Below are 13,623 nucleotides of genomic sequence, written 5' to 3'. Positions count from 1 at the left end.
CGGCCTCATGGAAATGCGGGCTCTCGACGTCGCTTGGCGCATCCGGCGCCAAAACGCAAATGCAAACCCAATCTATGCGTTCCCCCGGGAATGGCAAAGGGTGGTCCTGGACCGATCCGTTTAATCCGGATCAATTCACGCGCAGGATGCGGCTCAGCGGCAACGGCCCGATCGGTCCGTGCGCTCTGAAGAACGCGAACAGCGCGTCAGCGTCGTAGCCGCCATATTGCGGCTCCGTGCCCTGTTTGGCGGTTGTAAAGCCGTCGCCACCGAGTGCGAGGTAATCGTTGAGAGTGACGCGGTAGCCGCTTCCAGCTTCGATCAGCCTGCCATTGAGCGTCATCTTGTCGGCGAGGACGCGCTCGCCGAACGGCTTCGCCGCATCCCAGGCATAGTTGAATCCGTTCGAGACCTGGAGAATCCGCGGCCGCTTCGGGTCGAGCCATTGCTGCTCCAGCATGTCCTTGAGCTGGCTGCCCGTGAGCGTCATGGTGACGAGCCGGTTGCGGAACGGCTGGCTCGCGAAAACGTCGCCGAAGGATATCGCGCCGTTCTCCTTTGGCACGATGTCGGTGCGGATGCCGCCGGGATTGGTGAGCGCGATGACAGCGCCGCCGTCCTTGGCGTTCCTGGTCGCGGCGAGCTGCGCGTCCGCGATGACGTCGCCGAGCGCGCTTTCGCCCGCCTCGTTCGGAATCCGTGACAGCGTCTGCGTCACCGATCCGGCCGGCCGGTTGGCGATCGGCGCCGAAAGCCTGTCGTATGCGTCGATCAGCGCGGTCTGCTCGGGATCCTTTGGCAACGAGGCATTGGCGACGATGACGTTCTCGGCCCTGGCGCCTACGATGTCGCGCGTTGCCGGATCGAGCTTGAGGTCGATCGCAGTGACCAGCGTGCCGTATTTGTCGCCGCTGGTGACGAGCCGCCCGTCGACCTGGCAAACATAAGCTCGATGAGTGTGGCCGCTGACGACGACATCGACGGCGCGATCGAATTTTTTGACGATGTCGACGATCGGTCCCGTAATAGCAGGGCATTCATTGTAGTCGCCGGCCGGCTCGCCGCCCTGGTGGATCAGCACCACGATCGCCTCGACCCCACGCGCCTTCAGCTGCGCGACCTGCGCATTCACCGTCTCGGCCTCGTCGCGGAATTCAAGGCCGGTGATGCCTGATGGCGAGACGATGCCCGCGGTCTCTTTCAAGGTCAGTCCGATGAAGGCGACGGGGATGCCCTCGAACTCCCTGATCTCGTAAGGCGGCAGCACGCTCTTGCCGGTCGCCGTCTCGATGGTGGACGCCGCGAGATAGTGGAATTTGGCGCCGAGGAAGGGATGCGGCCCCTGACAGCCGTCGACTGGATGACAACCGCCGTTCTGCATCCGCAACAGCTCGGTCTTGCCCTCGTCGAATTCGTGATTGCCGACCGAAGTGATCGCGAGCCCCATCATCGAGAGCGCCTCGATCGAAGGCTCGTCGTGGAACATCGCCGACAGGAACGGGCTCGCGCCGATCAGATCGCCGGCGGCGACGAAGATCGTGTTCTTGTGTCCCTCGCGCAGCTGCTTCACCAGCGTCGCCATGTATTCCGCACCGCCGGCCGCCACCATCACCTTCCTGGACCCATCCTCGGGATCACTGATCCGAATGCCGCCCGGCGGCGGGCGCAGATTGCCGTGGAAATCGTTGAGGGCGAGAATGCGCAGCTCAACGGGTGGGGCAGTTTGCGCGGACGCGGGCAGGGTGGCGAGCGTGAGCGAGAAGGCGGTCAGGCGGAGAACGTGTCGCATGGAACCAGACTAGTCGTTGCGCACGAAGATTTCACCAAAGTTCTCGGTACCCTATTTTTTCTTCCTGTCCGCAAACGTGTTGAACGCGGCGGTGGCTTCTTCCGACTTCAGCCGCTCGCCGAACAGATGGGCTTCCTGGTCGATACGGCGGGTGAGCTCTTCCGGCGCGGCGCGCAGCAATTTGCGGGAGATTGCGACCGCCTCGGCCGGAAGCTTGCAAATCTCGCGCGCCACTTTGCGGGCCTCGACCTCGGTGTGTCCCGATGACACCACCGCGTTGACGAAGCCTGCGGTATGGGCCTCCGCGGCGGTGAAAGTCCGCCCCATCACCAACATCGCAAAAGCGCGCTGGTACCCCATCGTGTTCGGCATCAGCAGGCTGGAAGCCCCGACCGGGACCAGCCCAAGACGGATGTAAGGTGCGGAAAAAGTAGCTGCCGTGGATGCGAGCACGTAGTCGCAGTGAAACAACATCACCGTGCCAATGCCGATCGACGCGCCATCCACGGCAGCGATGATTGGCTTGACGTTCAGGGCGAGTGAATAGAGGAATCTCGCTCCGTCCGTCAGCGTCTCGGGGCGAGACGTGTCGGCGTGTATGAAATCGTCGATGTCGTCGCCGGCGGTGAACACGCCGGAGCCGCCGGTGATGATCATGCAGCGAATGTCGGGATTGTTCTGCGCCGTGTCGATGGCGCGGCTCATCTCGCGATACATGTCCTGCGTGATGGCGTTCTTCTTGCTCGGCCGGCGCAGCGTGATCACGCGCGTTCCACGCTCTTCCGTGACGACGATATTGCCATTCGGCATAAGGGGCCCCTGCGGTCGCCGCGACGCTGACGAGTCTTGTAGTCCTCAGCCTACATCATCTTGCAGGCGTGCCAATCCGCTCGTGCCGGCTTTTCGACGATCCCCCTGTGCCGGGATGCCTGGCGTCCAGCCTTGGCTCGCGTTCCCTGCGTGGCGCCGCATCACATCGGATCACACGCGCCGTTTTACGCTTTATCCGCCGTTGCGCGTTGCAACAATTAGCTACAATGTTTCATTTGAAAAACCGGTGGTTGTGCGGCACGATGGCCCGTCGCGTTCCATTTGGCCGATTGCTCGATTGATGACTGCCGCCACTGATGTTGACGAATCCTCGTTCCACTACCGCGGCTGGCGCGTCGTGCTGGCCTGCTTCCTGATGGCCTTCTTCATGTTCGGCTTCGGCCTGTACGGCCAGGGCGTCTATCTCGCCGAGCTCCAACGCGCCCATGGCTGGCCGGGTACACTGGTCTCCGCGGCCAGCACCTTCTCCTTTCTCCTGACCTCCGTCCTCGTCATCTTCACCGACGATCTGCTTGCCCGTATCGGGCTGCGGTCGCTGATCCTGTGCGGCCTGTCGGCGCTCGGCGCGTCGACGGTGCTGCTGGCGCTGCTGCAGACGCCCTGGCAGCTCTATCTCGCCTATGCGTTGATGTCGGTCGGCTGGACCGGCATGGGCACCGTGGTGATCGCGACCGTGCTGAACTCCTGGTTCGAACGGCGCCGCGGGCTGGCGCTCAGCCTCGCCTACAACGGCGCGACCTGCGGCGGCATCGTCCTCGTTCCGCTGCTGCTGACGCTAAGCGGCAGTATCGGCTTCCGTTCCGCCATGCTGGCGGCCACGATCGCGATGGTGGTGCTGGTGCTGCCGGTGGTCGTGATCTTCATCGGCTGGCCCGACCGGACGTCGCGGGCATCGGGTGGAACTGCGTCTGGTGGTGGCACGGCCGCGCCGACGCAGTCCCGCAAGGCGCTGCTCGCCAACGCGGCGTTCTGGACTATGGTGCTGCCGATCGCGATCGCGCTGCTGGCGCAGATGGGATTCATTATCCACCAGGTGACGTTTCTCGAACCGCTGATCGGCCGCGCCAGTGCGGGCCTTGCCGTCACCCTCATGGCGGCGATGGCGGTGGTCGGGCGTCTGTCGCTCGGTCTGTTCGTGGACCGGCTCGATCCGCGGCTCGCCTGCGCGGCCTCGATGACGAGCCAGGCGGCGGCACTGTTCGTTCTGGTGCAGAGCACGAGCCCGACCGTGCTGCTCGTGTGCTGCGCCGTGTACGGCTTCTCGATCGGCAACATGATCACGTTCCCGCCCCTGATCATCCAGCGCGAGATCGGCGCCAGCGCCTTCGCCGCCGCGATGGGACTGGGCACGTCGATCAGCGGCATCGTCAGCGCCTTCGGCCCCGGCATCGTCGGTCTCGTGCGCAGCGTGACCGGCGATTACACGACGGCGTTTGCGATGTGCGTCGTGCTGGACCTTGTGGCGGCGGGGATTGTGCTGTGGCGGCCGGGGAGGCGCGCAAAGCTCGCAGCCTCGTAGCCCTACGCGTCCCAGCTACCCCAGCAGCACCGCATCCGCCGCCGCGACCGACTCCGCGCTCTCCGTCACCGTGCGCTCGAGCGCGCCGGCCTGCACGGTGATGTTCTCGGCGAAGAAGCGCGCCAGCGAGACGTAGCGCGCGGCGTCCGTGTTGCCGTCGGCTTTCGCGGCGAGCGCTTCGGAGGCGAGCATGCATCCCCCGAGCGTGGCGCCGAATTGCTGCAGATACGGCGTCGCGCCCGCCAGGGCCTCATTCGGCGCGGACCCGACGCGCTCCAGGAGCCATTTGCTGGTGCGCGTCAGCGCCTCCAGTGCCTCGCGCAGTTTCACGCCCGTGGTGCCGAAGGCAGGATCGTTGGAGGCTTCGACCTGCTTCACGGTTGCGGAGAGCTCGTCGAGCAGCGCCCACACCGACGCGCCGCCGTTGGCTGCGAGCTTTCGCGTGACGAGGTCGATGGCCTGGATGCCGTTGGTGCCCTCGTAAATCGCGGTGATGCGGGCATCGCGATAGTGCTGGGCCGCGCCGGTCTCCTCGATGAAGCCCATGCCGCCATGCACCTGCACGCCGAGATAGGCGACCTCGTTGCCGACATCGGTCGAATAACCCTTGGCCATCGGCGTCAGAAGCGCCGCGCGCGCGGCAGCATCCGCGCGGACCCTCGGATCCCTGGCGCGCGTCGAGACGTCGATCGCGACGGCGGTCGCATAGCAGATGGTGCGTGCCGCCGCGGTCTGCGCCCGCATCCGCATCAACATGCGCTTGACGTCCGGATGCACGAAGATCGCATCGGAGCCGTCACCCTTTTTGCCGAGGGCGCGGCCCTGCTTGCGTTCCTGTGCGTAGGCGAGGGCCTGCTGGTAGGCGCGGTCGGCAACGCCGACGCCTTCGAGGCCGACGCCGAGGCGGGCCTGGTTCATCATCGTGAACATGCAGCGCATGCCCTGGTTCTCTTCGCCGACCAGGAAGCCGATCGCGCCGCCATGATCGCCCATGGTCATGGTGCAGGTCGGGGAGGCATGCATGCCGAGCTTGTGCTCGACGCCAGAGGCAAAAATGTCGTTGCGCTGCCCCAGCGAGCCGTCTTCGTTGACCATGAATTTCGGCACGAGAAACAGCGAGATCCCCTTGGTGCCGGCGGGCGCGTCCGGGAGACGCGCCAGCACGAAATGCACGATGTTGTCGGTCATGTCGTGTTCGCCATAGGTGATGAAGATCTTCGTCCCCTTGATGCGATAGGTGCCGTCGGTGGCCTTTTCGGCGCGGGTGCGCAGCGCACCGACGTCGGAGCCGGCCTGCGGCTCGGTCAGCTGCATCGTGCCGGTCCATTCGCCGGAGACGAGCTTTTCGAGATAGATTTTTTTCAGCTCGTCGCTGCCATGCGCGTCCAGCGCCTCCATCGCCGACGCCGTCAGCAGCGGACAGAGGCCGAAGGCGACGTTCGAGGCGCTCCAGATCTCGGTGCAGGCCGCGTTGATCGCGATCGGCAGGCCCTGGCCGCCAAAATCCTCGGGGCCGGAGACTGCGTTCCAGCCCCCCTCGGTCCAGCGCTTGTAGGCATCCGGCCAGCCCGGCGCGGTCGTGACCTTGCCGGCATCGAGCTTGATGCCGTGCTCGTCGCCGACCCTGTTGAGCGGCGCCAGCACGTCGGTTGCGAATTTGCCGGCTTCCTCCAGCACGGCGCTCACGATGTCGCCGTCGAAATCGCCGTAATGGCCGGCCTCCACGGCAGCCTTCAGGCCGGCGCCGTGGTTGAGCGACAGCAGCATGTCAGAGATCGGCGCGCGGTAGGTCATGGCTCACTCCCGTGGACAGGTCTTGCCGCCGTATTCCCATGAAACGGGGGAGGTCTCAACTGTCGGGATCCAGGGAACGCGCTGGGCCGAAACGGGCCGTTGTCAGGGCCTATAATAACAAGGCCTATAATAAGGTGTGGCAGGCCCGCAGCCGGCGGCTGTGGTATTTTGCCCCTCCAGGCGGTTGAAATGCCGCTTCGCTCCCTATAGACCGGCTGCGACCAACGGGAATCTGCGGTAGCCAGTTCTTCCGCCCCGTTCCGTTGGTCATCCTGTTGGGGCGTAGCCAAGTGGTAAGGCAGCGGATTTTGATTCCGCCATTCGGAGGTTCGATCCCTCCCGCCCCAGCCAGCCAGTCCCGCGGCTAGCTAAACTTTGCAACCTGCGCCTCACGAGCCCGGAAATCCGGGCTTCTTTTGCATTCCACTTCGGTCTCCAGGCTCCTGGTCACGCAATCTTCGGGGCTGAATGGCGGAAAGTCTCCGGCTGTTTCCCGAAAAACTCCCGTTTCGCAGAGACTATCGGCGGAGACTGGTTCGACCGCCACTGCCACCCGGCGTACCAGGAGTTCGAATCCCTCTCGCTCCGCCAGCCATCAAAATCACTTCGTACTTTGTAGTGAAGATAGACCGAAAATCCGGCCGTTTTCCTGCACGGCGTGCCGTGGATCCCGTAGCCATCTGCCGAGAGATTGATCCACATTGAACCGACCGGATTGTTCGGGCCCGGCTTGATGACGAACGGCTTGCGCGAATGGACGCCCTTGAAGTGGTAGGCCGGGTTATAGCGGTAGATCGGATTGCCATCGATCTCCGTCACCTTCAATGTGCCCGAGGGAGATGGCTTCTCCTCACTGCCGATCGTCGCGGGATAGAATCCAATCAGGGCGTTCGACTTGTCGAACAGTTTCACCGTCTGGCGAGACTTGTCGACTTCGACCTTGGCCGCCTTCTCGGAGCTCTGCTCGGTCCCGGTGTCGATCACGACGATTGACTCGCCGGCCCGGTCGAGGTTGCGCCCCGGATTCAAGGCGGACAGCAGGTCCTCGCTCATATGAAACTTCTCGGCCAAACCTTCGCGCGGGCTGGCGTAGGACAGCTTCGGGATGTCCTTCATGTCCTCCATCTTCGTGGGAAGCTTCTTGAGGAACGGTCCTGCGACGTCCTGGTCCGCGATGGTGTAGTTCATCGTCACGGGACGACCGTCCGCCGCGAGCTTCCCCCAAACCTCGGGACTGACGTCGTCCGAGGCCGGCAATTGCTGCGCCTCCTCATAGGCGCATAGGGCCTTCTTCGCATTCTCTCCGAACCTGCCATCAACCTCGCCGGGGGAGAAGTGCGCCCGATCTAGCAGAACCTGCAGCCTCACCCCCGCCGGGGTCGGCTTCTCGCTCGAGAGCGTCTTCCTCGATGGCTCCGCCGTGTCGATCGCCGCAGCCTTCATTTCCTTGCCGAATGCGGAGCTCGTCGCCAGCGCTAGGCAAATAAAGATACCTCCGAAAGCCGCGCTCCGACCCGGCGCGCGAAGACGCAAGCCCATCACTTCCGATCCACAGGCGCCTGAGCGTTTGCCTTGTTGGCGTCGGCCTTGTTCGCTTCGTGGTGACCAATGGCGCAACCCGCGGCGGCGCCAAGCTTGCCATGTCCGGCCATGTGGCCAGCGACGCCACCGACGATGGCGCCTTTGATGCAGCCCTTGGCGTCGGCGGCGGGTGCTAAGACGAACGAAATCGCGACCACTAAGGCCACCGACATGAGACATTTCATTTGCATTCTCCGAATCTGGATCACTGCCTGGTCAACGCGTCCCGTACAAATTCCGTTCCGACGCATATTTCCCGCCACTCCTTCCGGGCCAGGCGGAGAAGCATCTGTGCCGGCGGCCCAGGTCTCCAGCGCCGCCTTGATCGAGGGGGCCGCGATGGCGAGGTCGTAAATGCCAACCGATGTCCGGTAAGTCTTCAGCTTTCGTGGCATGGAGACTGCCGCGGCCGCGACGTTGATCTCAACGCCGCCGAGCGAACCAGACTCCCAATACGAAGGCCGCCAACAGCGAGCGCAGCGGCGCCTCCACCGTCGCCTTTCGGAGCCGCTCGGCCAATTCATTCACGGACTGCCGGAGGTCCGTTTGCTTCCTCATCCCCGACGTTTCCCGAGGAGGATTCTCAAAGCCGCCCTGATCCTTCGTCAGCCCGGAGGCTTCCGTCATCTCCGAGGTTTCGCGCTCATCCATGCGGTCCTCCTACGTTTGCTGAAGCAAGCGCCATCGAGACCCCCAGGTTCCTATGCCGACCTGCGCCGCGCTCCTGACGCGGGCTTCTTCACTGCAGTTTCCTTGGCCGGCTTCTTGCCGGCGATCGGCATCAGCATCTCCTTCTGGCCGGCCGCTGCCTTCTTGGCCTTCTTGACCGGCTTCTTGGCAGCCTTCGTCTCGGCCGCCGCGCCGCCGACGCTCTTGCGTAGCGCGTCCATCAGATCGACGACGTTCTCGCCTTTCGGCCGGTCCTTCGGCACGATCGGCTTGCCGGCCCGCTTCTGGTTGATGAGCTCGATCAGCGCCGCCTCGTAATGGTCCTCGAACTTCTCCGGCTCGAAGCTGCCCGCCTTCTGGTTCACGATGTGCCTGGCCAGATCGAGCATGTCCTTGGTGACTTTGACGTCCTGGATCTCGTCGAAGTATTCGTGTTCGCTGCGCACTTCGTACGGATAGCGCAGCAGCGTGCGACGAGACCCTTGTCCATCGGCTCGAGCGCGATGATGTGTTCGCGGTTGGTCAGCACCACCCGCCCGATCGCCACCTTGTTCATCTCGCGGATGGTCTCGCGGATGACCGCGAAGGCGTCGTGGCCGACCTTGCCGTCGGGGCGGATATAGTAGGGGCGGATCAGATAGCGCGGGTCGATGTCAGTCTTGTCGACGAACTCGTCGATCTCGATGGTTCGCGTCGATTCCAGCGCGACGTTCTCGAGCTCCTCTTTGGTGACCTCGATGAACGTGTCGGTGTCCACCTTGTAGCCCTTGACGATGTCCTCGTTGGGCACCTCGTCGCCGGTGTCGGCGTCGACTTTGAGGTACTTGATGCGGCGGCCGGTCTGACGGTTGAGCTGGTTGAAGGAGATCTTTTCGCTCTCCGACGTCGCCGGGTAGAGCGCGACGGGGCAGGTGACGAGCGACAGACGCAGGAAGCCTTTCCAGTTCGCGCGGGGGGCCATGTGTACGCAACGCTCCAGGTACGGGGACATGGACTCAAGACGAACGGGGCGACACAGTTCCGACAATGCCCGAGGTGTCCACCGCACATTGAGGCCACACCCGGCGGCGCCTTGTCCGCGCGGTCCTCGAGCATCGTTCGCAGGCAACGCCTCGATGGGCCGCGGATGATGTCTTTGGACGAGGACGACGTCCGGATCAAGTGCCCTCGGACGCTTGCTCCTCCCCCAGCGGCCACGGTCCGTCACTAGGGGGAAAAGGTAACGACCTCGACCGGGGTCGAGGTCGCCAACCTATTGGCTAGGTTTCGCTCCCGGCTGGGGCTTGGGGGGCAAGGGGTGCCGAGAGCAAGGATTCGACGCGGCAGAGTGCCGATCGTTCCCTTGCGGAGCGAAGCAGCGCTGGCAGCAGCCCTTCGTACGCGTGATGAGCGGGAGCGCCGCGCGAGTCTGGGCGCGGCAGGACTGGCCTAGTCGATTAAATCCGAAAGGCGCCGCCCCGAAGGGCGGCGCCTGAAGCATCAATCACCAGCGGCCGGTGCCGAAGCTGAAGCCGATGCTCGGCCCGCCTCCGTAATAGCCGTACCCGCGATCGTAGTAGCCCGGACCGCCGTAGGAGCCGTAGCTTCTGCGCACCACGTAGCCGTCGTCGCCGCCGTAATAGCGCTGCACGTATCGTGGGCCACGGGTCCGGTAGCAGCGGCCATACTCGCTGCAGACCAGGCGGACCTGATCGATGTTTGCCGCCTCTGTGGATCCGACCGGGCTTGGGTTGAGCGGCGCTGCCGAGGCCGCCGACGCCAGCATGGCGGTGGCGACAAACGCTCCGAGAGCAATAGTTCTCATGTTCGTTCTCCTTGGTGTGACAAGATCAATCGATCTCTTCGATGACGCGACGTTCCCCTGGTTCGACGATGTAGGTGCGGCTATCCCGGTTGATGTACCGGTACTCCCGCAGGCTCGGCGCCTCGCGGTAAACCTCCTCGGGGAAAGTCTCGACTTCCACGCCTTCCGGCAGGCGCTCCCCCCTGCGGATCTCGGTGCGCACGGTGCTGCCGGTGGTCTGCCGCTCGCGCTCGACAGGGCGAACCTTGGCGTGCTTCCGGATCACCTCGCGATCACGATCGCTGAACGTCGCCTTGCGCTGCTCCGTCCTCGCCGGCGCAGCGGCCGTCGAGCGGCCGGAGTACGGCAGGACCGTCACGATCTTGTAGGTCGACGGTTCGACGATCACGATCTCGTCCTTGACCAGGACGAAGTTGTAACCGCGGTACTGCGGGACGATCTCGACGACCTCGGCCGGCAGCGGCTGCAAGCGGATATCGCGCGGCACGGCCGTGCCCACCGACAACGAGAAGTTCACGTTGTTGAGGGGCTGCACGTTCAGATGCGAAATCGACGTGCTGATCCGGGTTCGCTGCTGGTCGTTGATGTTCACCGACGCGTTCACGTTGGTGTTCGAGGAACGATCGGCCGTGTTCTGCTGATTGTTCGGCTGCTGCGCCGTGTTCGTCGAACCGCTACCCGTCGGCGACTGCGCCTGGTTGGTGCCTGAGGCGGGCGGATTGGCGCTCTGCGTCTGGGTATTCGTGTTCGAAGGAGAATTGGTCTGCGCCTGGTTGGGAGGCGTCGTGGTCTGATTGGACGGCTGATTGGTCTGAGCCTGGTTGGTCGAGTTGTTCGAGGCCGGCGCCTGCGTGGTGTTGGTACCCGTGCCCGAATTGGACGACTGGCCTGCAGCGGTCTGACCGGTCGAGGACGGAGACTGCGTCTGGGCCGAATTCGCCGAAGGATTGGCGGACTGTGCGGATCCCGAAGATGACGACGGCGTCGAAGAGGACGGCGTCGTGGATGTGGAATCCTGCTGACGCGTCGGCAGATTGGAATTCGACGTGCTCGGAGAAGACTGGGCAAAAGCGGAAGTCGCGATCGCGACTGCAGCGGTGGTAGCCAAGAATAATCGCTTGTTCATCTGAACCTCCTTAATGCGGACGTCGAACAACCTCGGGCGGGACGCTGGGTTCCATTGCGGGAAAACTTGGCAATTCCGCGGGAAGCGCGGTTTCTGTTGTCCCGAAATGGTGCAGATCGCGAGAGTGGGAACTTCGGTCGCGCGGCGTCGTTGGCGATGACTACTTACGAGTCATTTTTCGCTTTGAGGAGGACATCATGAAGAAGCTTATCGTGTGCGGCGCTCTCGCCGCCTTCGCCCTCGGCACGCAGGCCGCCAGCGCCGCCGAGTTCTACATCGTGCGCGACGCCACCACCAAGAAGTGCACAATCGTCGACAGCAAGCCGACCACCACCACCACGACGGTCGTGGGCGACGGCGTCTACAAGACCAAGGTCGAGGCGGAGTCCGCGGTCAAGACCACGAAGGTCTGCACCGAGCAGTAATAGCCGCGGCGGCGTCAAGAGCCGTCTGAAGCGTTCTGACAGCGATTGGAGGAGAAATGCCCGTACTGATTTTGTGGGCCGTTCCCGCCGTCCTGGTTGTTGGCGGCGTCGGCTATTTCCTGGTTCACATGCACTGAGCGGATACACCGCACGGATGAACGGCCCGCCCAATGATCTGGGCGGGCCGTTTTGCGTTGCAGTCAGTACACTGGCTCCCAAGGGCACAAAAAAAGGGCCCCGTAGTTGGGGCCCTAATTCGCCGAGAGCACGCGTCGCGCTAGTTGTAGTCCGAGTATTTGAACTGCGGAAGCGCCTTCAATTGCTCCTTGTTGCCACTCATGACGGCGTGGTCGGGGATCCAATCGTTCGTGGTGCGGTTCGTCGTGGTTGTCGACGCGGTCCCGGTCGTGGTCGTGTCGCGCGACGTGGTCGACGTGCCGCTCGAGCTGGTCCGGACCGGCTCTTCAACGAACTTCAGCTTGTCCATCGAGACGGCGATGTCGTGCTCGCCCATGCCGAGGAAGCCGCCGACTCCGATGACCACCGCGTGGATCTTGCCGTTCTTGTCGACGAGCAATTCGTTGATGTCGCCGAGCTTCTCGTTGGCCTCGTTGTAGACGTTCAGGCCCATCAGCTTCGAGGCGCGCCAATTTCCCTTGAGCGCCATCTTCGCATCGGCCGGCTGGGCGGTCGCCGCCGTCGCGGCGCGATCCACGGGCTGAGTAGATTGCGCGAAAGCAGCGCCGCCGATCACGGCAGTTCCAAGCAAGGCGACGGCAAGAAAGCTTTTCATAGATTTTCTCCTCCAACGTGAGCCGCACCCGTCCGGATGCCGGCCTCAACGCCGCCAATTACCGCTTGTTCCCGACCCGGAACGGATCGCCAAGGATTCGATAGGTAGCCGGCTTTTCTAGCGCCCCCAGCGAGCCGCGGAATAGATCTCTCACGTAAAGCGCGCTCCGCGGGCGACCAGCTCGCGATATCGGGTCTCGTAATCGTTCGCCATCCGGCTTGCGACGAAGCGCTCCTCGAACCGGGCGCGGACCACTCGTCTGTCCAGCCGGCGCAGTTCTTTCACCACTCTGATCGCCTGCTCCTCACCGTCGACGATGAAGCCGGTGACGCCGTCCTCCACGACTTCCGGCACCGAACCTGATCGATAGGCGATCACGGGCGTCCCGCACGCCATCGCCTCGATCATCACCAGACCGAATGGCTCGGGCCAATTGATCGGAAACAGCAGGCCCGCTGCGTTGGCGAGGAAAGGCTGCTTCTTCGCATCGTCGACCTCGCCGACGAGCTGGACCTGCCGGCCATCGATGTTCGGCTCGAGCTTGTTCTTGAAGTAGGCCGTTTCCGCGCGAGGGATCTTGGCGGCGATCCGCAGCGGCATCCGCGCCGCACGTGCGATGCGTATGGCGTCCTCCGGTCCCTTGTCCGCCGTCAGCCGCCCCAGAAAGGCCAGGTACGAACCCGGTTCGTAGGAGGGCCTAAACATATCCTTGGGCAGTCCGTGCTGGATCGTCGCGATCCAGTTCGCCTCCGGAAGCGGCCGACGCTGGTCGGCGGAAATCGAGACGAATGGAGCGTCCGCAAAGGCACCGATTACCTGGGGCAGACCGGGAAGATCGAGCCGGCCGTGCATCGTCGTCAGGAAAGGCACGCCGGTCCGGCTCAGCACCGGAAGGGGCAACCAGTCGACGTGTGAGTGGATCACGTCGAAGTCGCGCGAGCGCTCGGCAATGGCCTCGATCAGAAGCGCGCAGGCGGCGTTCGGATCCGCACCCTTCCGCCCCAGGCGCAGCGCGCGCGGCCACACCGCGTGGAGCTTTCCCTTCGTCATCGAGTCACCGCTTGCGAACAGGGTGACCTCGTGTCCGAATTCGACCAGTTCGTTCACCAGCCAGTCGATTACACGCTCGGTGCCGCCGTAGAGCTTTGGAGGAACGCTCTCGGCCAACGGAGCAAGCTGGGCAATCCGCATCGGCTAGGCCCCGAACACGAACTGCAGGACTGTCACGATCCCAGCGGAAATGAGGGACGAAATCGCGAGCAGCGTCCAATTGGGCCTCGTACTTCCGCGGG

Annotated in this window: 12 protein-coding genes, 1 tRNA gene and 1 pseudogene; 3 read left to right on the top strand and 11 right to left on the bottom strand. The window is 63.8% G+C overall.

Annotated features, from left to right (window positions below; all coding sequences use genetic code 11):
* Window positions 1-130 precede the first annotated feature (130 nt).
* Window positions 131-1,789 (bottom strand): bifunctional metallophosphatase/5'-nucleotidase, encoded by a 1,659-nt coding sequence (locus tag ABIB00_RS16815; protein WP_354105107.1) that lies wholly within the window; start codon window positions 1,787-1,789, stop codon window positions 131-133.
* A gap of 51 nt (window positions 1,790-1,840) precedes the next feature.
* Window positions 1,841-2,599 carry an enoyl-CoA hydratase-related protein gene (locus ABIB00_RS16810; RefSeq protein WP_354105106.1) on the bottom strand — a complete coding sequence of 253 codons (759 nt, stop codon included), beginning with the start codon at window positions 2,597-2,599 and terminating at the stop codon, window positions 1,841-1,843.
* A 301-nt stretch (window positions 2,600-2,900) separates the two neighbouring features.
* Between ABIB00_RS16810 and ABIB00_RS16805 the strand changes: the two genes are divergently transcribed.
* Entirely contained in the window at window positions 2,901-4,139 is a 1,239-nt protein-coding gene (locus ABIB00_RS16805) for an MFS transporter (protein WP_354105105.1), read from the top strand.
* A gap of 15 nt (window positions 4,140-4,154) precedes the next feature.
* On the opposite strand, the gene ABIB00_RS16800 is transcribed toward ABIB00_RS16805, so the two are convergent.
* Window positions 4,155-5,933 (bottom strand): acyl-CoA dehydrogenase family protein, encoded by a 1,779-nt coding sequence (locus ABIB00_RS16800; RefSeq protein ID WP_354105104.1) that lies wholly within the window; start codon window positions 5,931-5,933, stop codon window positions 4,155-4,157.
* Window positions 5,934-6,209: 276 nt separating this feature from the next.
* On the opposite strand from ABIB00_RS16800, the gene ABIB00_RS16795 reads away from it, so the two are divergent.
* Window positions 6,210-6,284 (top strand) — tRNA-Gln (locus ABIB00_RS16795).
* Window positions 6,285-6,380: 96 nt separating this feature from the next.
* Here the strand turns inward: ABIB00_RS16795 and ABIB00_RS16790 are convergent.
* From ABIB00_RS16790 to ABIB00_RS16765, 6 genes and pseudogenes are all read right to left on the bottom strand, one after another.
* Window positions 6,381-7,376 (bottom strand): L,D-transpeptidase family protein, encoded by a 996-nt coding sequence (locus ABIB00_RS16790; RefSeq protein ID WP_354105103.1) that lies wholly within the window; start codon window positions 7,374-7,376, stop codon window positions 6,381-6,383.
* A gap of 95 nt (window positions 7,377-7,471) precedes the next feature.
* On the bottom strand, window positions 7,472-7,699 hold the full coding sequence (locus ABIB00_RS16785; protein WP_354105150.1) for a hypothetical protein: 228 nt from the start codon (window positions 7,697-7,699) through the stop codon (window positions 7,472-7,474).
* Between the two features lie 238 nt (window positions 7,700-7,937).
* On the bottom strand, window positions 7,938-8,165 hold the full coding sequence (locus tag ABIB00_RS16780) for a hypothetical protein (protein ID WP_354105102.1): 228 nt from the start codon (window positions 8,163-8,165) through the stop codon (window positions 7,938-7,940).
* A gap of 50 nt (window positions 8,166-8,215) precedes the next feature.
* Window positions 8,216-9,144: pseudogene (gene ku, locus ABIB00_RS16775) on the bottom strand (non-homologous end joining protein Ku).
* Between the two features lie 522 nt (window positions 9,145-9,666).
* Window positions 9,667-9,987 carry a hypothetical protein gene (locus tag ABIB00_RS16770; protein ID WP_247444686.1) on the bottom strand — a complete coding sequence of 107 codons (321 nt, stop codon included), beginning with the start codon at window positions 9,985-9,987 and terminating at the stop codon, window positions 9,667-9,669.
* A 25-nt stretch (window positions 9,988-10,012) separates the two neighbouring features.
* On the bottom strand, window positions 10,013-11,113 hold the full coding sequence (locus tag ABIB00_RS16765) for a DUF1236 domain-containing protein (protein WP_247444685.1): 1,101 nt from the start codon (window positions 11,111-11,113) through the stop codon (window positions 10,013-10,015).
* Between the two features lie 197 nt (window positions 11,114-11,310).
* Here ABIB00_RS16765 and ABIB00_RS16760 point away from each other — a divergent pair, with 197 nt between their 5' ends.
* Window positions 11,311-11,538, top strand: coding sequence for a hypothetical protein (locus ABIB00_RS16760; protein ID WP_063994963.1), 228 nt, complete (start codon window positions 11,311-11,313; stop codon window positions 11,536-11,538).
* A 277-nt stretch (window positions 11,539-11,815) separates the two neighbouring features.
* Here ABIB00_RS16760 and ABIB00_RS16755 read toward each other — a convergent pair whose 3' ends face one another.
* The gene (locus ABIB00_RS16755; RefSeq protein WP_354105101.1) at window positions 11,816-12,331 is read right to left on the bottom strand and encodes a PRC-barrel domain-containing protein; all 516 of its coding nucleotides are present in this window, start codon (window positions 12,329-12,331) and stop codon (window positions 11,816-11,818) included.
* A 150-nt stretch (window positions 12,332-12,481) separates the two neighbouring features.
* Window positions 12,482-13,522 carry a glycosyltransferase family 4 protein gene (locus tag ABIB00_RS16750; RefSeq protein WP_354105100.1) on the bottom strand — a complete coding sequence of 347 codons (1,041 nt, stop codon included), beginning with the start codon at window positions 13,520-13,522 and terminating at the stop codon, window positions 12,482-12,484.
* Window positions 13,523-13,623 lie beyond the last annotated feature (101 nt).

The sequence above is a fragment of the Bradyrhizobium sp. LB14.3 genome (assembly GCF_040547985.1).
In the GTDB taxonomy this organism is placed as follows: Bacteria; Pseudomonadota; Alphaproteobacteria; order Rhizobiales; family Xanthobacteraceae; genus Bradyrhizobium.
This window is presented reverse-complemented; position numbering and strand designations above follow the sequence as displayed.